We start from the raw sequence: 21,731 nt of genomic DNA on the forward strand, positions 1-21,731 counted from the left end.
AAATTTCAATGTTGCCCCTTTTACATCTTTTATCATCGGTCGCATTGCTGGTTTGGGGAACACATATTGTCCGTACTGGCATCATGCGAGTTTTTGGTGCTGACTTAAGGCGTATTTTAGGAAAAAGTGTAAGTCGTAAATCAAGCGCATTTCTCTCCGGCGTCGGGGTCACCGCACTCGTTCAAAGTAGTAATGCAACAGCATTGCTGGTCATTTCTTTTGTCTCTCAAGGGTTAATTTCATTAACGCCAGCCATGGTCATTATGCTTGGCGCTGATGTCGGTACTGCATTAATGGCCCGAATTTTGACATTCGATCTTTCATGGCTATCTCCATTGCTGATCCTGATTGGGGTGGCAACATTTTTAAGCCAAAAAAAGAATCGTACAGGGCAAATTGGTCGCGTAGGAATCGGTCTAGGCCTGATTTTATTAGCCTTACAACTGATTGTGGCATCGGCAGAACCGATTACTCATGCGGATGCTGTAAAAGCCATTTTTACGTCATTAAGTGGCGATGTAGTATTAGCATTGTTGGTAGGTGCACTATTTGCCATGGTCAGCTATTCAAGTTTAGCTGCGGTATTGTTAACTGCAACGCTAAGTGCGACAGGCTTAGTACCACTTTATATTAGTTTAAGTATTGTGATTGGTTCTAATATTGGTAGTGGCTTACTCGCTATGATGAGCAGCCGCGGGCAGAATGAAATTTCTCGCCAAGTCGTGTTGGGGAGCTTGTTATTTAAACTGATTGGTTGTGTGGTGGTATTACCATGGGTAAAACCGATCGCACAATGGATTGGTGAGTATGGTTTTAATGCGGCTGAAGTAGTTATCTATTTCCATGTTTTTTATAATCTTATTCGTTGCCTAGTGATGTTGCCTTTTGTCGGGCCAATGGCTAAATTCTGTAATCGATTGATCCCCATTTCACCTTCTGCTGAACAGCAAATAGCCCCTCGTTATTTAGATAAAAGTGCTTTAGAAACCCCATCATTGGCGATTGCGAATGCAGTACGAGAAACGCTGAGAATGGGAGATGTGCTGGAGCTAATGTTACAGCGTTTTAGGGATGTGCTTAATGGTAATAAAGAACAAAAAAGAGAAATTAGCCGCTTAGAAGAAGAAGTCGATATGCTGCATAGTAGTATTAAGCTTTATTTGGCTCAATTGCAGCAAAGTGAGCTAAGCGAAGAAGATTCAAGGCGTTGGGCTGAAATTATTGATACGGCTTTTAACCTTCAGCAATCTTCAACGATTATTCATCGCATGACTTCTGAATTGGTGAAAAAATCAATTGATAATCGTCGTTCATTTTCGAATGAGGGCTTTAAAGAATTGCTGTCATTACTTGAACGATTACAGGCTAATTTAAATTTAGGGATGTCAGTGTTTGTCTCAGCTGATATTGATAATGCAAAACGTTTACGTCGTGCTAAGCATCGTTTTCGCTTGATCAATCAGCGTTTTGCCTATGCACATGTGGAAAGATTACATGAACAAAACATGCAAAGTTTAGATACGAGTAACTTACATGTCAGTTTATTGGGTGATATGAAGCGACTAAATTCATTATTTTGTGCTGTTGCATATCATGCCCTAGAAGGTGTCGCTGAGAGTCGTAAAGAGCAAATGAGTTTGGAAAATGAGAAAAATACGTGAGTTACAAAGGGATGAAATCCCATCTGTTTGGTCGATAGATAGAACTGAATTAATTGAACATTTATATCTACATGAAAAAGGGCAGCTAGTTCTATCAGCACAGCGTTTTGACATGAAAGGCTGGCCAGAAGGTGAGCCTGAGGCTTATACCCCACATCTGCTTGAGAGTTATGACAATGGTGCGGTATTTATTGGAGTATTTGATGAGAACATATTAATTGCTGCGGCCAGTCTTGATAATATTTGGCGTGGGGAAGCTCATAACTTACTGCAATTATCATTTTTACATGTTAGCAAGCACTATCGTGGCGAAGGGTTAGGTGGGATGCTTTTTAAGCGATGTTGTCAGCTGGCAAAAGAGAAGAAAGCTGAAGGGCTTTATATTTCTGCAACGCCCTCTGAAAACACAGTACATTTCTATCAATATATGGGATGTAAATTGATTGATAAGCCTGATCCTGAGCTATTTGCGTTAGAGCCAGAGGATATCCATTTTATTTATCCATTTTGATGACAAATAGCGTCGCTTTCTTAACAAAAAACATTGTTTTTTGCTAAAAACAAGATATGATTGATAATCATTATCATTTAAATTGTTGAGGTAGCGATGCCAAATAGCGTAACCAAAAGCACTGATCTGCGCCGCTCTACTGCGGGATTATGGGGTGTTTTCGCCGTTATTTTGTTGAGCGTGATTTATCTACTCAGCAATATGGGGATGAACAGCCTAAAAATTATCACCATTATCACCATGCTGATGACTGCCGCTATGTTATTCAGTCGCGGCTCTCGGCGTTTGCTGATTGTTCCTGCTGTTATTGCTCTTCTCTGTAGCTTGGTCGCATTGGTGTTACAACATAATGCTTAAAAGTGAAGGGAGTGAGATAAGTTAACAGTGGTGCGAAAGGGGGGACTTGAACCCCCACGCCCGAAGGGCACTAACACCTGAAGCTAGCGCGTCTACCAATTCCGCCACCCTCGCAAATACTGTTAATTATTAAAAGAACTATCGGTCTATTTAAAAACAAGGCCTGCATGGTGCGAAAGGGGGGACTTGAACCCCCACGTCCGAAGGACACTAACACCTGAAGCTAGCGCGTCTACCAATTCCGCCACCCTCGCAATATCAGACTCTATCTTATGTTGATAGCACGCTGCGGATTTTAGGCTAATTTAGTCAGACGTCAATAATTTTTTTACTGTTCGCGAGATATTTGAAGTAAAAAAGGCCAACACTTCTGGTTGGCCTGAGATTGACGACGAAGCAGTATAAAGTAGAGTTTCTCTGCTTCGTGTTATTGGCTGAAAATCAACGGATTGATTTCCCTAATTTATTTTAAAAGCTCAGTCACTGCCGCCAAATATAAGACGTTTGCCCGACTGTGATATTATATTTATTGGTAATTAACGTTTGGTCGCTTGATAAACTTTAAATTTACCTGTTTTAGCTAACAACTCATGGCTACCAAAGGCCTTATCAAGCATGTCAGGGTAAGGTAAGAACGCATTTGCGACGATACGGAATTTACCTCCTCTTTTTAGGTACTTAGGCGCCTGATAAATCATATTTTCTACTGCGCTGTAACTGGTATTAAGACCATCATGGAATGGTGGATTGGAGATGATCCAGTCAAACTGGTCATTAATGTCAGAGTAGACATCGCTAGCAATGACCTTTCCTGTTAATTGGTTAGCTTGCAATGTTGCGGTAGAAGACATCAGCGCAGCAGCACTCACATCACTGAGTGTTAAGGTGGCATCAGGGTTATTTTTTCCAATCACTGCCGCTAATACGCCATTGCCACAGGCAATATCAAGGACATTACCCATTACAGGTTCATTAAGAGTAGAAAGAAGTAAATCACTGCCAATGTCCAATTCATTATGGCTGAATACGCCAGGAAGAGCATGAATTTGTACATTTTCAGCTTCATAGCGGCGCCACCAGCGCGTAATATCGAACTGAGTTGGCTGTTCTAGTTCACCATAATACAGACCACAACGTCTAGCTGAGTCAATTTTTTGCAGTGTTGCAATGCCTTCCATGATGGATTCTGCGCTTTTGACACCACTACGGTTTTCACCGACCACGAAAATTTGGCTACCCGCTGTGAGGTGTGTGCACAGATCGTCGAGCTGAAAGCAGGCTTCTTGTTTGTTTTTTGGCCAGAAATAGATCAGAGTATTGCAAGGGCGGATAAAGTCAGCATCAGCAATTGCAGCAAATTGCGCATTTGTCCCCATTAAGCTACTTAGGCTTTTCCAGCGATGATATTGGTTAGTGATAACACGAACACTTGCAGCTTCTAAAGTCGCGGCGAGTTCATCTTGAATATCACCTGCCAAGACCACATGACGTTCTGTAAAGTGCTCAAGATGGCGCTGGATAACTTCACTAGCGGGGGTTAGTAGTGACATAATTAAAAATCTCCTTACTTGTCATACTTTTGATACTTCAGGTTGCAGCGTTTTGGCATATCCAGCAGCAACAAATTACTTGCAATAGGTATGCAAACCCAATTATTTTGCGCACACTTTATCAGAAAACAGGGAAATAGCATTGCTATGTTGGCGCTATTAGTCCCCTTTGATAAGATACCTTACTTAACATAGCGACTGGAAAGAAATGAATGGCACGACGTGACAGGCTTTTAAATCAAATGGGTATCACTCAATGGATAGTGAGAAACCCTGCTGTATTGCGCGGTGAACGTGGTGTAAGAATTCCAGATTCGGCTAAGCTGATTATTATTACTGATGAGAGCCTAGATTTAAACCATCGTCTGCTGAAAGATATTTTTTTGGCCATGAAAGTGGATCCTACGGATGTGGTTTGTATTAATTCGGAACAATTGTCGATGCTCCCAACACCGATAACGATCAATTGTTGGGTCTTAGGCAGTCAATCTCATCTTGAAAGTATAAAAACAACCTTTATATCTCCTGTATTAGATGAGCTGATAGCCAGCGATAGCGCTAAACAGGCACTATGGAAGCAGATTTATCAATATGACGAAAATTTCAGCACTAAAGCAGTCTGATCTTGCCACCGCATTCTTAATTGAGAAATTAAGCCATGATTTTCCTTGGTCTGAACGTGTTTTCTATGGAAATCAGGGAGAAAAATATCATAATATTAAAATTTCTGTTGATAATCAGATTGTTGGGTTTGCTATAACACAATGTATCCTTGATGAAGCAACGTTATTTAATATTGCGATACATCCTGATTACCAAGGGAAGGGTTATGGACGTGTTCTCATGGAGCATTTAATCGATGATCTCTCTAGTAAAAATGTCTTAACGCTGTGGCTTGAAGTGCGTGAGTCTAATGCCGCTGCATTACATCTGTATGATAAGTTAGGGTTTCATCAAGTGACGGTACGCAAAGATTATTATCCTGCAAAGGAAGGGCGTGAGGATGCCTTGATTTTGGCATTAACCTTGTTTAAAGATGAATGATTTCATTATAAGTAGCCACAGCCAGTAATACGCTGTGGCTGAGTTTATTTATCCTTTAACAATTAAGGGATCTTGATTAATGAGAAGATAATCCACATTTTTTCGGTAACCAAATATACGTACAAGCACTCGTCGATTATCTTTAACGGTACCCCTGCAATGAAAGCTGAGAGGGTTATTAATCACAAGTGTTCTATTTGGTTGTAGGTTTATTTCCTCAAATTCAATCTCAGCAGTAAGTTGACTAAATTTAGTATAGGTGTCTTTTATAAATTTTGATGCAGCAGGATCAACAGAAAAACGTTCTGAATTATAATTTGCAGTCAGTTTTCCTTCATGGCTTAAGCTGAGTATTGCGATATGTGTTCCTCCTGCACTTTTACCTTCACTTGCCGTTTTTGCGGCGCGAAAATTAAAGTTTTCACTCGCTAAAGCAACGATTTCTTCTTTGGATAACTGGCTTAATACTCGTTCAATTGGCGCTACTTTTGTTGTTTCTGATAATGGATTCCACCTTGCTGTAAGGATCAATGATGAAGGTGATGGTGAATGCCCTTGCTCGACTTTTGTTGATGAGTAATAAGGATCTTCTGTGTGAGGAACGACGGCTTTACCTGAGTGAGAGCTACCATCGGGTGCTTCACTGGCAAGTTTTTGGGTACCACCTCCACGAAAGTTTGCAACAATGCGCACAATTTTACCTTCATTTTCAGAATCAAACGCAAAAGTTGTTTCATTGAGTAAGGCTAATATGATTTGTTCTTGGGAGGCTAATTTTAAAACTTCAATATCAGCTTCAAGCTCTTCAAGGGTAGGAAATTGATTTTCCTGAGGTAGTTTTATGGGATTGCCATCAATATCCGTATTAAGGAAACCATCAAAAACTAAGTGAGTAATTTTTCCTGTAATATAATCATTAATTAACTTCTTATCATTATCATTAAATAATTCGAAGAGCTCTGTGGCGATATCCTCTGCTAATTTTTGATTACCCTTTTCTTGAGGTCCCCCTTTTAATGCTAATTGATAGGATTTTTCTTGTAAAATAACGGCAATTTCTTCACTTAAGAAAATATAAGGCGTTGATTTATTTGTTGGCATGATTTTATTATACCTATAATTAACCTGATGAATTGTATTGAATAATAAACTTGGTTTTTATATATCCAGTTCATTAATTAGATAATAATAAAATATAAAAACAATTAAATTATAGAATGTATTATAGACTAATAAATTACTTGCTATTAATCACGTCGTGAGTTGTTTTTGATGATTGAAATAATGCTTTTGATTTTATTTTTATAGGTGGATTTAAAACTATTTTAATGATGCTTATTTCTTATTATTAATTTTAGTTATTTTTAATAAAAAGCCACCGTATTATACAGTGGCTTAATTATTTTAATATGATTATTAATTACTCAGATAGTTTTTCTGTCGCGGGTAAAATCGGTTTCCCAGCAGTTATTTTAAGCTTCTTTCGGTATTTTTTTTCTGCTTTTTCAAGACTAATTTCTTCATTTAATCCTTTATAGGTTGAGTAACACATTATTAGCATCAAAATAGAAAGAGGGATTGCAGTGGCGACAAGCGCAGATTGTAAACCGGATAAGCCGCCCGTGATGATCAAGACGATAGCGATGGCGGCAATGACCACTCCCCAAATGGTTTTCGTCGTATGAGTTGGATTTGGGTTACCATTTTCACTGACCATTCCCAGCACAAATACTGCGGAATTGGCTGAAGTAATGAAAAATACCATGACCAGTACCATCGCCAATATGCACATAAAAGTACTGGCAGGGAAGTAATCTAAAAATTTAAAAAATGCGGATGTCACATCGGTTTTAACGGCTTCAGCGAGTGCCTTTTGTCCCATATTTTGAATCAAATGGATGGCAGAGCCTCCCATTACGGCAAACCAAGTAAATGAGCCGAGTACAGGGATGAATACAGCACCAATCATAAATTCTTTGATCGTACGGCCTTTAGAGATCCTAGCAACAAAACTTCCCACTAATGGCGCCCATGCGATCCACCATCCGAAATAAAATAGTGTCCAGTTGGCAATCCACGCGCCATCATTATATGGCTCTGTACGGAATGACATGCTGACAAAGTTTTGTACATAATCACCGATACCCTGAAAAAGGACCTTTAAGATAGTTTGTGTTGGGCCAGCAAACAGAATAAAGCCCATCAATGCAAAGGCTAATAGCATATTCAGGTTTGATAGATGCTTGATTGCACCTTGTAGTCCCGAAATGGTTGAAGCGATATAAATGACTGTCACGATGGCAATAATGGCGGCTTGGATCCAAATACTAATCGGCATTCCCCAGAGATAATTCATACCCGTATTAACTTGTAGAGTACCAAAGCCAAGTGATGTGGCGATGCCTATAACAATCGATAGAACAACGAGCACATCAATCCATTTACCAATGGATCCTTTGATGCGATCACCAATCAGGGGGTAGAACACTGAGCTCAGTGATGAAGGTAGTTTTTTTCTGAATTGGAAAAAAGCTAATGATACACCGACTAGCGCATAGCATGCCCAAGCAGATACACCCCAGTGCAAATAGACATATTGCATGGCAGTTTTGGCTGCTTGTTCCGTGTAACCAGTACCGACGGGAGGGCTAATGTAGTAAGACACGGGTTCAGCGACTCCCCAAAAGACTAAACTGATCCCAATAGAGGCGCTAAATAGCATACCGACCCATGTGGCGGTGTTGTACTCAGGGCGATCGGCATCATCACCAAGTCGAATATGACCAAACTTGGAGAAACCAAGGTACATACAAAAGCTAAAAAAGATAAAAACGGCTCCGAGTATAAACCAGCCTAAATTGTTATAGATAAAACCCAGAGAGTAATTTGAAAATGCTTCGAGTTTGTCAGGTATAAAAGCGCCTAAGCTAATTAATGCCAAACTAAAGGCGAGCGATACGTAAAATACTGATTTCTTATTATTCATCATACCTCTTCTCCAGTTGCTCACTTATTTTTATGTCTTTTAATGAGAGTTGGTTTGCAGGAAATGCTACTGTTGGTTTACAGAGAATATCCATGCAAACATTATGCAGTCAACAATTAATTAACCATCAATTAACATTAATTGGTTTGGTGATGTATTTATGTTTTTGATTTTTATTGATTAAATTTGTTGTGTGCTATTTTTGTTAACTTTTTATTTGATCATTATTGAGATCTGGATTAACATTCTTAAAAACAATGTTAACTATAAGTTTACATAAGTGAGGGCAATGATGAGCAATGCAAACAAAGTCATTTCAATTAATGATCACCTTGATATTGATAACGCATGGACGATCCCTGCACGCTATTACACATCTGATGATGTATTTGAATTTGAAAAAGAAAATATCTTTGCTAACTCTTGGGTATGTGTTGCCCATTGTAGTGAAGTTAAAGAGAAAAATGCTTATATCACTCGCCAATTGATTGGAGAGAGTCTGGTCATTGTCCGAGGCAGAGATGACGTTTTGCGGGGCTTTTATAACGTATGCCCACATCGTGGACACCAGCTAATTAGTGGTGAAAGCGGCAAAATGAAGAATGTAATTACTTGCCCTTATCATGCGTGGGCATTCAAACTCGATGGTCAGTTAGCTCATGCAACTAACTGTGAGAATGTCAATAATTTTGATGCAGAAGCAATGTCGCTGAGCAGTTTCCATGTTATTGAACATGCAGGATTTATCTACATTAACTTGACGCAAGGTGAGCCTCAACCGATTGAAGAGCAATTACCTGGTTTAGCGGCCAAAATGGAAGAAGCTTGTTCTGTGATCCGTGATTTGAAATTAGCTGCTCGCTTTGTTAGCCAGACTCCCGCTAACTGGAAAACGATCGTTGATAACTATATCGAATGTTATCACTGCCCAACTAACCACGTCAGTTTTGCCAGCTCGGTCGATGTGAATGTGTATGAGCACCAATTGAATGAGAACTGGACTGTACAGATTGGTAAGGCTAAGCCGTCGGAATCATCATATCAATTTGATGAGTCGGTGCTTGATCCGCGTTTCTTCGGATTTTGGATCTGGCCTAGCACCATGTTTAACATGCCTCCAGGTGGTGATTTTATGACTGTCATCTACGAATTTCCTACCAGCGCAGGTGAAACTTTGCAGCATTATGATATCTATTTCCTCAATGAAGAATTGACTGAGTATCAGAAAAACTTAGTGGAATGGTATCGGACTGTTTTTCGCCCTGAAGATCTGCGCTTAGTTGAAAGTGTACAAAAAGGGCTACGTTCGCGAGGTTACCGTGGGCAAGGGCGGATCATGGCTGACAGGCAACGAAGTGGGATCAGTGAGCACGGTGTGGCGCACTTTCATAAATTACTGGCGGGCGCTCATACTGCGTAACCGTTAAGGGCTGGTGACCTTTATGAATGATTTTTAAAAGGTCGACAGCCCCTAGCACTATGGAGGAACCACTTATGAAAAAACTGATTAATTCGTCATTATTTCGCCAGTCCTGCTATATCAATGGTCAATGGGTTGATAATGCAAAAACCATTTCAGTCACTAATCCTGTCGATCAATCTGTGTTGGGAACGGTTCCCAGTCTCTCGATTGAGCAAGTGAATGATGCAATTATCAAAGCACATCAAGCCATGGAGGGATGGGGAAAATTAACTGCAAAAGCTCGTTCTATTATCTTACGTCGTTGGTTTACCTTAATTGAAGACAACATTGATGATCTTGGCCGACTGATGACATTAGAGCAAGGCAAGCCATTACAAGAGGCCAAAGGGGAAATCCGCTATGCTGCATCCTTTATTGAGTGGTTTGCGGAAGAAGGTAAACGTGTTTATGGGGAAACGATCCCTCAGACGGTAACTAGCAATCGTATTTCAACAATTAAACAGCCCATTGGTGTTTGTAGTGCGATTACCCCATGGAATTTTCCTGCTGCGATGATCACACGTAAAGCCGCTCCAGCACTGGCTGCGGGCTGTAGCATGATCATAAAGCCCGCGTCCGAAACGCCTTTTACTGCCTTAGCACTGGCCGCACTAGCCGAACAGGCGGGGATCCCTGCTGGGGTATTTAACATAGTAACTGGTGAGTCTAGAGTGTTAGGCGAACTGCTGACCAAACATGAATTAATCAGTAAGTTTTCGTTTACGGGATCTACGCAAGTGGGTCGACAGTTGTATGCGCAGTGTGCATCGACGATCAAAAAAACCTCCTTGGAGCTTGGTGGCAATGCCCCATTTATTGTGTTTGAAGATGCCGATATCGATAAAGCGGTGGATAGTGCAATTCAAGCTAAATTTCGTAACGGTGGGCAAACCTGTGTTTGTGTGAATCGTTTTTATATTCATGATGATATTTATGAGCAATTTTTAGAGAAATTCGCTGATAAAGTGGCAAAGCTACGTGTAGGTAACGGCCTTGATGAAGAAACAGATATTGGCCCGATGATCACAGCGCGTGCTATCAGTGGAATGGCGGAATTAGTTAAAGATGCGTTAGCAAAAGGGGCTCGCCAGTTGGTACTTGGTCATGAAATTGTTGAACAAGGCAATTTTATCAACCCAAAAGTGTTGGTGGATGTTGATGATTCTATGGATATCGTTCATGAAGAAATTTTTGGGCCAATTGCAACGTTGATCCGTTTTTATGATGAGGAAGAAGTCATTAAGCGTGCAAATAACACCATTTATGGTTTAGCCGCTTACTTTTTTTCTAAAGACATTAGACGTGTATATCGTGTCGCGGAGAAATTACAAAGCGGCATGGTTGGGGTCAATACAGGCATGATTTCAAATGAGGTTGCACCATTTGGTGGGGTTAAGCAATCTGGCTTAGGTAAAGAAGGTTCGCGATATGGAATTGAAGATTACCTCAGTGTGAAATATCTGTGCATTGATGTTGCTTAAGTAATAACGGATTCAAAGAAGGAATTGTTATGAACCAACAAAAAATAGCTGTTCATGTGAGCCGCATAGAGCAAGTTAGCCCTACTATTAAAATGTTTGAATTCATTGCGAAAGATACGGTGCTGGATCCGTTTAGTGCAGGGAGTCATGTGACGGTGCATATGAATGAAGAAATGGGGTTACAACGTGCTTACTCGCTAATTAGTGATCCAAGTAACAGTGATCATTATCGTATCTCTGTATTGCGAGATGAAAACTCTAAAGGCGGTTCTGCTTATATGCATGAGCAACTCGCAGAAGGGGATGTCGTTTATTTGTCTCCAGCAGAAAACTATTTTTCATTGGAGCATGACGATTCCTGTAAGCATATTCTTATTGCCGGTGGAATTGGTATTACCCCATTTATGTCATATCTGTATGAATTGGAACAAACAGGGATGAATTTTGAACTTCATTATTGTTTCCGTGATCAAAACAGCGCAGCATTTGTTGAACAACTTCAGCAGCAAATTGGGGAACACCTATATCTGTATGATAATGCGAAAGGGCAGCGTTTATCTGTTGAACAATTGATTAAAGAGCAACCTGAAAATAGTCATGTGTATGTCTGTGGGCCTGAATCGCTGATCAATGCTGTCATTGAGCATGGTAATACTCACTTAGGAAAAGAACGGGTACATTTTGAAAACTTCGGTGAAGTGGCAAATGAGGGAAATGCATTTGAGGTTCATTTCCAACGCTCAGGTTTTAGCTTGAATATTGGCGAAGATATGTCAATTTTACAGGCAATCGAAGCAGATAAACGTATTCAGGTAGAGTGCTTATGCCGTAATGGTGTCTGTGGTACCTGTGAAACAGCTATTTTAGAAGGTGAAGCAGATCATCGTGATCACTATTTAGATGATGATGAACGCGCAGAGCAAAAAACCATGATGTTATGTGTTTCACGTGCTAAAACGAAACGGTTAGTATTAGATCTTTAACCATTATTGGGTATTGCGGATCTGACAGCCCCTATGGGGCTGTTTGAATTTATTTAAGTTGAAACATTAAAAATGGTTGGTTTTCATCGTTTAGATGGTATGACGCACTAATCTCTTGATCTTGAAAATGTATATGGCCATGACCTGTCTGATATACCTTTTCTAACCATTCTTTATGGTTAATTGCGAGCTGATAAAGAAGTCGTTGTAGTTCTAAATAATCAATATCAATAGATTGGCTTTCTAGATTACTCGTTAAAATTTCGCACGCCTTATCGGTAAATACCACAAGGTGATTAAAATGGGCGAGAAGTACATTAAAATAGCATTTGATTTTACTGAGTCGAAGCTCTGTATTTTTACGCTCAGTATTGTCCAAACTGATGCCAACGAGCTTGGTGACCTTACCATTAGGCCCTTTTACACCAGTTGCTCGTGATGTGATCCAGCGATACCCATCATCCCATGCGATTTTAAAATCCATTTCATGAGCGCCACCCTCACGAATGATTTTTGAGTAGCCATTAATCAATTTTTCTTTGGATTCTTGGTTCATTAATGCCCAAAAATCATCGTTAGTGGTAATTTTGATCCCGTAGACATCTTCTACGTTATCTGAGTAATTAAGTTCACCGGTGAGCAAATCCCATTCCCAAGTGACAATTTCAGTAGATTCTTGTAAATGAACTTCATTGATATTGCGGATAACCGAAGAAGGGAATGCTGCTGATGAATGATTGGCATATTCGCCATATTTGAGCCAAATCTTATCAACATTTAGCAATTGGGCTAAACTTTCAAGGTTGCTTTCATCAATCATGCCTCCTTTTGTCCATTTGTTGACTGCTGTTCGAGATATTCCAAGTGCTTCAGCAGCTTTTAACTGGCTCATTTTTTTTTGTTTCAATAAGGCCAGCAAACGTTGTCCAAATGTTTGCATTTCTGTCATCGACTCATATCCACCTATTGTTTATTCATCCTGAAATTGATGCGGTAAATGTTTTGATAAGTATTGCTCTAGATTTTCAATAAACACGCGTAAATTTGCATTATTACGGGTTGTTCTTGAATAAACAGCATATACATCAGCGGGTTGATGCCATTTAGTGAGTACTCGCGTCAATTTTCCTGTTTCCAGCTCGGGTAAAACACTCCATAACGAACGAAGTAAAATGCCTTCACCACCAAGGCACCATTGCTTAGCCACATCACCGTTATTGACCATTAATTTGCTATTTGGCGCAATCATCATGCTTTCAGTTTGGTGCTGTAATTTCCATTGTGCAGGTGCTTGATTGCGTTCTTTAATTGTGATGCAAAAGTGTTTTTTCTCAAGCTCTTGTGGGTGAGTAGGGTAGCCATTTTGTGCTAAATAAACAGGGGCTGCACAGAGAATACGTCTATTTTTAGCGATCCGCTTAGCGATATAGTGATCAGGAATAGTGCCACCAATATAGATATCAAGATCGATATTTTCACTAATAATATCGACAGATCTATCGGTTAATGTCAGATCAATACCTAATTGCGGATAATTGGCGCGTAATGCTAAAATAAAAGGATTTAAATAAGCGCTACCAAAACCTGTACTACAACTGACCCTTAATTCACCTCGAATTTCTTCACGGCATGCTTTCAAAGCATTGTGCATGTTATCGAGTTCTAACAATAGCTGCTCACCACTTTTCAGCACTATTCTGCCTTCATGGGTCAAACTTATGGTACGAGCGCTACGTAATAATAGGGTTTGTCCGAGATTTTCTTCGAGAAGTTTAATCCGCTTTGAAACATAAGCGGGGGAAACAAGCAGCAACTCCGCAGCACGCGAAAAACTCATTAAGCGCGCGACAGTAATAAAAACCTTAATGTCTTCTAGTGCGGGTAGCTTGTTCATAGTTTGTAAACCTAAAGATTACACTTTGTCGCTATACTTTATCACAGCAACTCATAAACTGGAGATCTTACTGATAAAAATCACTGTTGTGGGAGAGCCGTAACATGTCACAATTTAATATTGCTGTTATACCGGGTGATGGGATTGGAACAGAAGTTATCCCTGAAGGATTAAAAGTATTAGAGGCTGCGGCGTCTAAATATCAAGTAAAATTTAACTTTACTCACTTTGATTGGTCTTGTGAAACTTACCATCGCACAGGCCGAATGATGCCTGAAGATGGTTTAGAGCAGTTAAAAAAATTTGATGCGATCTTTTTAGGTGCTGTTGGCTTTCCCGGTGTACCTGATCATATCTCGCTATGGGGGTTATTATTACCCATCCGCCGTGCATTTAATCAATATGTCAATTTGCGTCCTGTGCGTTTATTTGAAGGGATCAAATCACCTTTAGCGGACAAGAAACCCGGTGATATTGATTTTTATGTTGTACGTGAGAACGTTGAAGGCGAATACTCTGCAATTGGTGGTATTCAGTATGAAGGGACTGATGATGAAGTCGTTTCCCAGCAAAGTATTTTTACACGCAAAGGTACGGATCGTATTTTAAAATATGCATTTGAGTTAGCACAATCCAGAGAGAAAAAGCATTTAAGTTCAGCGACGAAATCAAACGGTCTTTTCCATTCAATGCCTTATTGGGATAGTCGTTTCGCGGCTATGGCAAAGCAATATCCAGATGTTAAAGTTGATCAATTCCATATTGATATTTTTGCGGCTAATTTAGTTCGAATGCCTGAGTTTTATGATGTCATTGTAGGATCTAATTTATTTGGTGATATTTTGTCTGATTTAGGGCCTGCTTGCACAGGCACAATAGCGATTGCACCTTCGGCAAATATCAATCCAGAAAAGCAATTTCCATCTATGTTCGAACCTGTTCATGGGTCAGCCCCTGATATAGCGGGAAAAAATATTGCTAACCCAATTGGTACTATCTGGGCTGCCGCAATGATGATGCAGCATCTTGGCCATACTGAGATGCACGATACCATTATGAACGCAGTTGAAACGGTGATTAAACAACGTGACCATTTAACTCGTGATATGGGCGGTAATGCAAGCACTCAGCAGTTAGGTCAAGCGATAGCCGATTTGATTACTGCAAAATAATCTTTTGAACCGCATTAAAAATATCTCTTTTGCTCCAAGGTTAAAAAAACATCTTATCAACCTAGATAATTTTCTTGGCTCTAGGTTGATAATGTGATGCTTTGATTGTTTATAACCCCAAGATCTGAGAAAATGGCCGTCAATTTCGATTAACAAAACGGATTTGCTGAGCTAAGAGCCACCTATTGCCTCTCCTAATGCATGTACAAATCTGTATTCAGACAAAAAAGAACGGTTAAATGGCAGATCAGAATTTTCTACATGAAGTCAACGCGCGCAGGACGTTTGCAATCATCTCTCACCCTGACGCAGGTAAAACCACCATCACTGAAAAAGTATTATTGTTCGGACAAGCGATTCAGCGTGCGGGAACAGTAAAAGGTCGTGGCTCTAACCAACATGCAAAATCAGACTGGATGGAAATGGAGAAGCAACGTGGTATTTCGATTACGACGTCAGTGATGCAATTCCCTTATCATGATTGCTTAGTTAACTTGCTCGATACCCCAGGGCACGAAGACTTCTCGGAAGATACTTACCGGACATTAACCGCAGTTGACTGCTGCTTGATGGTGATTGACTCAGGTAAAGGGGTTGAGGATCGTACACGTAAATTGATGGAAGTCACCCGCTTACGTGATACACCTATTCTAACCTTTATGAATAAACTTGACCGTGATATTCGTGACCCAATGGAGTTGATGGATGAAGTGGAAAATGAGCTTAATATTGCTTGTTGTCCAATCACATGGCCAATTGGTTGCGGTAAGCTATTTAAAGGGGTTTATCACTTATTGCGTGATGAGACAATCCTTTATCAAACAGGCCAAGGCCATACCATCCAAGAAGTACGTATCATTAAAGGTTTAGATAATCCTGAATTGGATAAAACGGTTGGTGATGACCTTGCAGCTCAATTACGTGATGAATTAGAACTGGTCAAAGGGGCTTCTCATGAGTTTGATCATGATGCCTTTTTAGAAGGTGAATTGACGCCAGTCTTTTTCGGTACCGCATTAGGTAACTTTGGCGTTGACCATATGCTTGATGGGTTAGTGCAATGGGCTCCAGCACCACAACCACGTAAAACGGATGTACGTGAAGTTGAAGCAACAGAAGAGAAATTTACAGGTTTCGTCTTCAAAATTCAGGCCAATATGGATCCTAAACACCGTGACCGTGTGGCCTTCATGCGTATTGTTTCAGGCACTTATGAAAAAGGCATGAAATTGCGCCAAGTTCGCACCAAAAAAGATGTGGTGATTTCTGATGCTCTGACCTTTATGGCGGGTGATCGTTCACATGTTGAAAATGCTTTTGCGGGCGATATTATTGGATTACATAATCACGGTACTATTCAAATTGGTGATACTTTTACGCAAGGCGAAGATCTGAAATTTACGGGTATTCCTAACTTTGCGCCTGAGCTATTCCGTCGTATTCGTTTACGCGATCCACTGAAGCAAAAACAATTACTGAAAGGGTTAGTACAGTTATCAGAAGAAGGTGCTGTACAGGTTTTCCGCCCGTTAACCAATAATGATTTGATTGTTGGCGCAGTTGGTGTGCTTCAGTTTGACGTGGTGGTCGCTCGCTTGAAGAGTGAATACAACGTTGAAGCTATTTATGAAGCGGTTAACGTTTCAACGGCGCGTTGGGTAGAATGTGATGACGTGAAGAAATTCGAAGAGTTCAAACGTAAGAATGAACAAAACCTTGCATTGGATGGTGGTGATAACTTGTCTTATATTGCGCCAACCATGGTTAACTTGAATTTAACGAGTGAACGCTACCCTGATGTAAAATTCCGTAAAACTAGAGAACACTAATTTCTTTAAGTCACCCACTATTGAAAAATCTATTTTAATAGTGGGTTTTCTCCTAATTGTCATCGATTTTCGAATACTCTCCTGTTTTTTTGTCTAAAGTTTGCAGATTGCTCTGGCTTTTACGTGAGAACGCTTTATTTCATGAGGCTTTTCTCATAGTCTATATACTATAAATAATTCGAAATGCAGCGAGAAGACAAACGAACAACTCATTAGGCACATAGAAAATCTGTGATTGTCGTGAGAGGATCTTGTCATCCTACCTTAATGCAAGGTGCTGCGGCTTGAAGTATGACGAATAGAGTTATCTATTAGCATGGGTTATCTGTATTCGTCATACTCTAATCTTTAAAACAGCAGTAAAAAGGAAGGTTAAGATGAAAAATTCAGTACTTTTACGTTCTTTATTGGTTATTGGGTTAAGTGGTTCTTTATTTGCTTGCAGTGCTCCTTTGAAAGAGCAAGCATCTGATACTTGGGACAGCGCCGTGAAGACCGCAGACATTGCCGGTAAAGATACGAGTGAAGCGGTATCGAGCGGTGTGAAAAGTACCGATAATTATATCGATGATTCCTCTATTACAGCTCAAGTAAAAAGTAAGCTACTGACAACCAGTGGTATTGACAGTAACTCGATTTCAGTAAAAACCGTTAAAGGTGTGGTTTATCTCTCTGGTTTTGTTAAATCAGACAGCCAAGTAGACAAGGTCGTTCAGGTTGTCTCAATGGTTAATGGTGTGAAATCAGTACAAAACGGTTTAGTTGTTGCGAATTAATATAATAATTTAAATGCGGTTAAATTAAGTTATTGACCAGATTATATTAGTTGTAAGCAATAAAACTGAGCCTCTATCTCAAAGAGGTTCAGTTTTTGCTGATTGATTTATGGCAATCGTGTCTATTGATGGCTATATCGCTAAGTGAGGCCCACTAGACAGAAATCATTGTCAGGGGACTTGTATGGGTAAACATATAGCGGTCACACTCGGTAGTATTGAACCTCTAGCTTTTTTTGATGAACTCAATAAAGGTAAAACTGCGCTTATCTGCGAAGGTGGTGGCCAACGTGGTATTTTTACTGCGGGGGTACTGGATGAGTTTTTAAAGTCAGGCTTTAATCCATTCGATATCATGATCGGTACTTCTGCTGGTGCGCAGAATCTTTCAGCGTATATCTGCGGGCAACATGGTTATGCACGACGCGTAATCACTCGCTATACGACCAGCCCTCTTTTCTTTAATCCACTACGTTTTATCCGTGGCGGTCATCTTATTGATCTAGATTGGTTAGTCGAGAGCACATCAAAAGAGTTCCCTTTACAGATGCATGCAGGTCTTGAATTAATCAATGCGGGCCGTGAATTTTATATGGGAGCGAGTCGTAGTGATGATTTTGAAGCTGAGTTTTTGCAACCAACAGAAGATACATGGTTAGATATTATAAGAGCTTCCAGCGCAATTCCTGGCTTTTATCGTACAGGTGTTGAGTTTAATGGAACGTTATACCATGATGGCGGGATCAGTGCTGCAATTCCTGTGGAAGAGGCATACCGTCGTGGCGCTGAAACTATTGTAGTGATCCGCACTGTACCTTCTCAAATGTACTTCACTCCTGAATGGGTTAAAAGAATGACCCGTTGGTTAGAAGGGGAAAAGTATGGTTTGCAACGTATGGCTGCTATGCTAAAAGTGCATTTGAAAAGTTATCGTCGCACCCAAGAGTTTATTGAAAATCCGCCAGATAATTTGCAGATTTTTGAAATCTACCCACCAACACCGTTAAAGAGCAGTGCATTGGGAAGTCGCTTATCATCGCTTAATCAGGATTATCATACAGGGCGCCGTTGCGGTCGTTATTTTATCGCTGCTTTGGGGCATAATTTCGCCATGGATAATGACTCATTAAATCGCTTTAGTTTTGAAAATGCAGCGCATGAAGAGATGCAAATCCAAGAGGACTATGCAGAAGCCTTGTTTGAGGCGAAGCACTCAGGGGAATTGCTGGCTCAAAGCCACGCGAAGAAAGTGACGGATACAGCGCAAGCAATTATGACAGGTGCGATACTGGCAGCCAATGAAGAGGAAGCTAAACAGGCCAACGAAAAAAATGACTAGACTATTCGTTGATACACATTGTCATTTTGACTTTCCACCTTTTATTGATGCGATGGATGAAAGCCTTGCATCAGCCAGCTCGGCAGGGATCTCTGATATTATTATTCCGACGGTTAGTGTGGATAATTTTGAGCGAGTTTGGCAATTAGCACATAGCTATTCTCAACTACATGCCGCGATGGGGTTTCATCCACTGTACTTAAATCGGTTTCAAGAACAGCATTTTGAATCACTATTGTTTTATCTCACCCAGCATAGTACTAAATGCGTTGCTATCGGTGAGATTGGTCTTGATCTGTATATGCAGGATCCCTTATTTGAGCTGCAACAGAAAATATTGATTGAACAACTCAAGTTAGCAAAGCGTTTTGATTTACCTGTGATTTTACATTCGCGTAAAAGCCATGACCAGCTAGTGGCGATTTTACGCCGCTATTTAGTGCCTGCATGTGGTGTCGTTCATGGCTTCGCAGGGAGTCTATCGCAAGCTCAAGCCTTTATTAAATTAGGCTATTTTATTGGTGTAGGCGGAACCATTACTTATGAGCGAGCGAATAAAACCCGTCAAGCGATAGCTCAATTGCCTTTAACGTCTTTAGTTTTTGAAACTGACGCGCCTGATATGCCAGTATCAGGGTTTCAAGGTGAACCGAATCGCCCTGAACGTATTCAAATAATTTTTAAATCGTTATGTGAACTGCGGCACGAAAGCCCAGATGAAATTGCCGAGCAACTGTATATAAATAGTCTATCATTATTTAAGCTAGACTCATCATGTTCCAAGTTGCAGGGGGAAGACTAGGCGATGCTTACCGAGTCACTGAGTTTATCTATGCTCCCCATCTATTTTTGCTGGTCGCCTACCTGCAACTCGAATGATTGAGAGTATACATCGTTAAAGCCACTTTAAATTTATTGCCAATGGCTATTAATTGATGTGGTTTCCTTTCCTTAATCCATCCAGTTTTTCACCTATTTGTTACGTCCTTTTGTGCTTTCCAGATTAAACTGATAATAAAATGTGACCTTAATCACAAGAACTGAATTTTTGTTACTTTTTGCACTGCGTATTTGTGACGAAGGTTGCGGGTTATTGAGGTGGACTAGGTATAATCATCGCACAAAGAGTCAAGGAAACGGGTACGTTTCTTTATCTACATCAATCTATAATTAAGTGAACAGGGATACTTCCATGCAACTCATTATGAGTCTGGTCGGGATGGCGGTGCTGATAGCTATCGCCGTGCTATTTTCCAGCAATCGTCGAGCGATTAAACTCCGCACTGTTGGCGGAGCTTTTATCATTCAAGTCGTGATCGGCGCTTTTGTTCTTTATGTTCCAGCGGGTCGTAGCGTATTACAGGGGATGTCTGATGGCGTTTCTAAGGTAATCAGCTATGGTCAAGATGGTATGAGCTTTATTTTTGGCGGCCTTGTTTCTGACAAAATGTTTGAATTGTTTGGCGGCGGTGGATTTATTTTCGCATTACGTGTACTGCCAATCATTGTTTTCTTCTCTTCTTTAATCGCGGTACTTTACTACCTAGGCATTATGCAATTGGTTATTAAAGTATTGGGTGGTGGCTTACAAAAAATACTGGGTACATCAAGAACTGAATCACTATCTGCCACAGCCAATATCTTTGTTGGTCAAACAGAAGCGCCATTAGTGGTGCGTCCATACATTTCAACGATGACAAACTCGGAATTGTTTGCGGTGATGTGTGGTGGTTTAGCCTCCGTTGCGGGCTCGGTATTGGCAGGTTACGCACAAATGGGCGTACCAATGGAATACCTGATTGCGGCGTCGTTTATGGCGGCTCCGGGTGGATTGTTGTTTGCTAAGCTATTAGTTCCTGAAACTGAAGAAGCTTGTGATAATGTTAATGCAACTGATTTGGTTGCAGAAGATGAACGTCCTGCGAATATTATTGACGCCGCGGCATCAGGTGCAGCTTCTGGTATGCAGTTGGCGCTAAACGTAGGGGCGATGTTATTAGCATTTATTGCGTTAATTGCCCTGATCAACGGCATTCTTGGTGGGATCGGTAACTGGTTTGATTATCCACAGCTTTCTCTTGAGTTAATTCTTGGTTGGGTGTTTGCCCCAATTGCTTACTTGATTGGTGTGCCATGGAGTGAAGCCAATATTGCGGGTTCATTTATTGGGCAAAAAGTCGTTGTTAACGAATTTGTTGCCTTTATGAACTTTGGCGAATATATGAAACCAGATGCTGATGTGTTGGCAGCAGGTAAACAAGTCCTGTCTGATCACACTAAAGCGATTATTTCATTTGCACTGTGTGGCTTTGCTAACTTGTCTTCTGTGGCGATTTTACTCGGTGGTTTAGGTGGCATGGCGCCTAATCGTCGTAGTGATGTTGCTCGTCTTGGCATGAAAGCTGTTTTGGCAGGTACTCTCTCTAACTTAATGAGTGCAACTATTGCTGGTTTCTTCTTAACCCTAGCAATTATCTAGTCTATCTATACTCTAAATAATTCGAGATGCAGGTAGGCGACCAGCGAATAAGACCTTAGTCACATTCAGTATGTGACTAAGGTCGAGCGGACATAGTCAACAGCACTGCAACGTGAAATCTAATAAGTCTATAATCTGAAAAGGGCATTTGCCCTTTTCAGTTCATATATTCAGTTATATTCTTTCTACTTTTACGCCCACATCAGC

General features: G+C 40.5%; 19 protein-coding genes and 2 tRNA genes. 14 read left to right on the forward strand and 7 right to left on the reverse strand.

Annotated elements, in window-relative coordinates; translation table 11 throughout:
* Window positions 1-8: 8 nt before the first annotated feature.
* The 3 genes from SC428_RS10400 to SC428_RS10410 all read left to right on the forward strand — a co-directional run bounded on the left by SC428_RS10400 (window position 9) and on the right by SC428_RS10410 (window position 2,529).
* Window positions 9-1,661 (forward strand): Na/Pi cotransporter family protein, encoded by a 1,653-nt coding sequence (locus tag SC428_RS10400; RefSeq protein ID WP_070927001.1) that lies wholly within the window; start codon window positions 9-11, stop codon window positions 1,659-1,661.
* On the forward strand, window positions 1,645-2,172 hold the full coding sequence (locus SC428_RS10405) for a GNAT family N-acetyltransferase (RefSeq protein ID WP_318707501.1): 528 nt from the start codon (window positions 1,645-1,647) through the stop codon (window positions 2,170-2,172). The genes SC428_RS10400 and SC428_RS10405 overlap by 17 nt, the downstream gene beginning before the upstream one ends.
* Before the next feature lie 96 nt (window positions 2,173-2,268).
* A complete protein-coding gene (locus tag SC428_RS10410; RefSeq protein ID WP_070926997.1) occupies window positions 2,269-2,529 on the forward strand; it encodes a DUF1435 family protein in 261 nt (86 codons plus the stop codon).
* A 28-nt stretch (window positions 2,530-2,557) separates the two neighbouring features.
* Here the strand turns inward: SC428_RS10410 and SC428_RS10415 are convergent.
* The 3 genes from SC428_RS10415 to rsmC all read right to left on the reverse strand — a co-directional run bounded on the left by SC428_RS10415 (window position 2,558) and on the right by rsmC (window position 4,079).
* Window positions 2,558-2,643: transfer RNA gene (locus SC428_RS10415), tRNA-Leu, on the reverse strand.
* A gap of 54 nt (window positions 2,644-2,697) precedes the next feature.
* A tRNA-Leu gene (locus SC428_RS10420) sits at window positions 2,698-2,783 on the reverse strand.
* A 282-nt stretch (window positions 2,784-3,065) separates the two neighbouring features.
* Window positions 3,066-4,079, reverse strand: a complete 1,014-nt coding sequence (gene rsmC, locus SC428_RS10425) for a 16S rRNA (guanine(1207)-N(2))-methyltransferase RsmC (RefSeq protein ID WP_283126613.1) — start codon at window positions 4,077-4,079, stop codon at window positions 3,066-3,068.
* A gap of 212 nt (window positions 4,080-4,291) precedes the next feature.
* Here rsmC and SC428_RS10430 point away from each other — a divergent pair, with 212 nt between their 5' ends.
* Window positions 4,292-4,702 (forward strand): DNA polymerase III subunit psi, encoded by a 411-nt coding sequence (locus SC428_RS10430; RefSeq protein ID WP_318707504.1) that lies wholly within the window; start codon window positions 4,292-4,294, stop codon window positions 4,700-4,702.
* Complete coding sequence (gene rimI / locus SC428_RS10435) at window positions 4,671-5,123, forward strand: ribosomal protein S18-alanine N-acetyltransferase (RefSeq protein ID WP_070926993.1); 453 nt, start codon at window positions 4,671-4,673, stop codon at window positions 5,121-5,123. The genes SC428_RS10430 and rimI overlap by 32 nt, the downstream gene beginning before the upstream one ends.
* A 48-nt stretch (window positions 5,124-5,171) precedes the next feature.
* Here rimI and SC428_RS10440 read toward each other — a convergent pair whose 3' ends face one another.
* Both SC428_RS10440 and SC428_RS10445 read right to left on the reverse strand, forming a co-directional pair.
* The gene (locus tag SC428_RS10440) at window positions 5,172-6,224 is read right to left on the reverse strand and encodes a hypothetical protein (RefSeq protein ID WP_283126611.1); all 1,053 of its coding nucleotides are present in this window, start codon (window positions 6,222-6,224) and stop codon (window positions 5,172-5,174) included.
* A gap of 319 nt (window positions 6,225-6,543) precedes the next feature.
* On the reverse strand, window positions 6,544-8,112 hold the full coding sequence (locus SC428_RS10445) for a BCCT family transporter (protein ID WP_318707508.1): 1,569 nt from the start codon (window positions 8,110-8,112) through the stop codon (window positions 6,544-6,546).
* 289 nt (window positions 8,113-8,401) lie between these two features.
* Between SC428_RS10445 and SC428_RS10450 the strand changes: the two genes are divergently transcribed.
* From SC428_RS10450 to SC428_RS10460, 3 genes are all read left to right on the forward strand, one after another.
* Window positions 8,402-9,529 (forward strand): aromatic ring-hydroxylating oxygenase subunit alpha, encoded by a 1,128-nt coding sequence (locus SC428_RS10450; RefSeq protein ID WP_140182568.1) that lies wholly within the window; start codon window positions 8,402-8,404, stop codon window positions 9,527-9,529.
* A 74-nt stretch (window positions 9,530-9,603) separates the two neighbouring features.
* Window positions 9,604-11,052 carry an NAD-dependent succinate-semialdehyde dehydrogenase gene (locus tag SC428_RS10455; RefSeq protein ID WP_070926989.1) on the forward strand — a complete coding sequence of 483 codons (1,449 nt, stop codon included), beginning with the start codon at window positions 9,604-9,606 and terminating at the stop codon, window positions 11,050-11,052.
* 29 nt (window positions 11,053-11,081) lie between these two features.
* Window positions 11,082-12,035, forward strand: a complete 954-nt coding sequence (locus SC428_RS10460) for a PDR/VanB family oxidoreductase (RefSeq protein ID WP_070926987.1) — start codon at window positions 11,082-11,084, stop codon at window positions 12,033-12,035.
* Between the two features lie 49 nt (window positions 12,036-12,084).
* Here the strand turns inward: SC428_RS10460 and SC428_RS10465 are convergent, their stop codons facing one another.
* Window positions 12,085-12,984, reverse strand: a complete 900-nt coding sequence (locus SC428_RS10465; RefSeq protein WP_318707511.1) for a helix-turn-helix domain-containing protein — start codon at window positions 12,982-12,984, stop codon at window positions 12,085-12,087.
* 21 nt (window positions 12,985-13,005) lie between these two features.
* Window positions 13,006-13,929, reverse strand: coding sequence for a LysR substrate-binding domain-containing protein (locus tag SC428_RS10470; protein ID WP_140182537.1), 924 nt, complete (start codon window positions 13,927-13,929; stop codon window positions 13,006-13,008).
* Between the two features lie 104 nt (window positions 13,930-14,033).
* Here SC428_RS10470 and SC428_RS10475 point away from each other — a divergent pair, with 104 nt between their 5' ends.
* The 6 genes from SC428_RS10475 to SC428_RS10500 all read left to right on the forward strand — a co-directional run bounded on the left by SC428_RS10475 (window position 14,034) and on the right by SC428_RS10500 (window position 21,524).
* On the forward strand, window positions 14,034-15,101 hold the full coding sequence (locus tag SC428_RS10475; RefSeq protein ID WP_070926983.1) for a tartrate dehydrogenase: 1,068 nt from the start codon (window positions 14,034-14,036) through the stop codon (window positions 15,099-15,101).
* Window positions 15,102-15,340: 239 nt separating this feature from the next.
* On the forward strand, window positions 15,341-16,930 hold the full coding sequence (gene prfC, locus SC428_RS10480) for a peptide chain release factor 3 (protein ID WP_070926982.1): 1,590 nt from the start codon (window positions 15,341-15,343) through the stop codon (window positions 16,928-16,930).
* A 377-nt stretch (window positions 16,931-17,307) separates the two neighbouring features.
* The gene (locus SC428_RS10485; RefSeq protein WP_070926980.1) at window positions 17,308-17,706 is read left to right on the forward strand and encodes a BON domain-containing protein; all 399 of its coding nucleotides are present in this window, start codon (window positions 17,308-17,310) and stop codon (window positions 17,704-17,706) included.
* 184 nt (window positions 17,707-17,890) lie between these two features.
* Window positions 17,891-19,045, forward strand: coding sequence for a patatin family protein (locus tag SC428_RS10490; RefSeq protein WP_070926978.1), 1,155 nt, complete (start codon window positions 17,891-17,893; stop codon window positions 19,043-19,045).
* Complete coding sequence (locus tag SC428_RS10495) at window positions 19,038-19,847, forward strand: TatD family hydrolase (protein ID WP_283126608.1); 810 nt, start codon at window positions 19,038-19,040, stop codon at window positions 19,845-19,847. The genes SC428_RS10490 and SC428_RS10495 overlap by 8 nt, the downstream gene beginning before the upstream one ends.
* A gap of 402 nt (window positions 19,848-20,249) precedes the next feature.
* Window positions 20,250-21,524, forward strand: coding sequence for a NupC/NupG family nucleoside CNT transporter (locus SC428_RS10500; RefSeq protein WP_175442512.1), 1,275 nt, complete (start codon window positions 20,250-20,252; stop codon window positions 21,522-21,524).
* Window positions 21,525-21,731 lie beyond the last annotated feature (207 nt).

Source organism: Providencia sp. 2023EL-00965, from assembly GCF_033550225.1.
In the GTDB taxonomy this organism is placed as follows: Bacteria; Pseudomonadota; Gammaproteobacteria; order Enterobacterales; family Enterobacteriaceae; genus Providencia; species Providencia manganoxydans.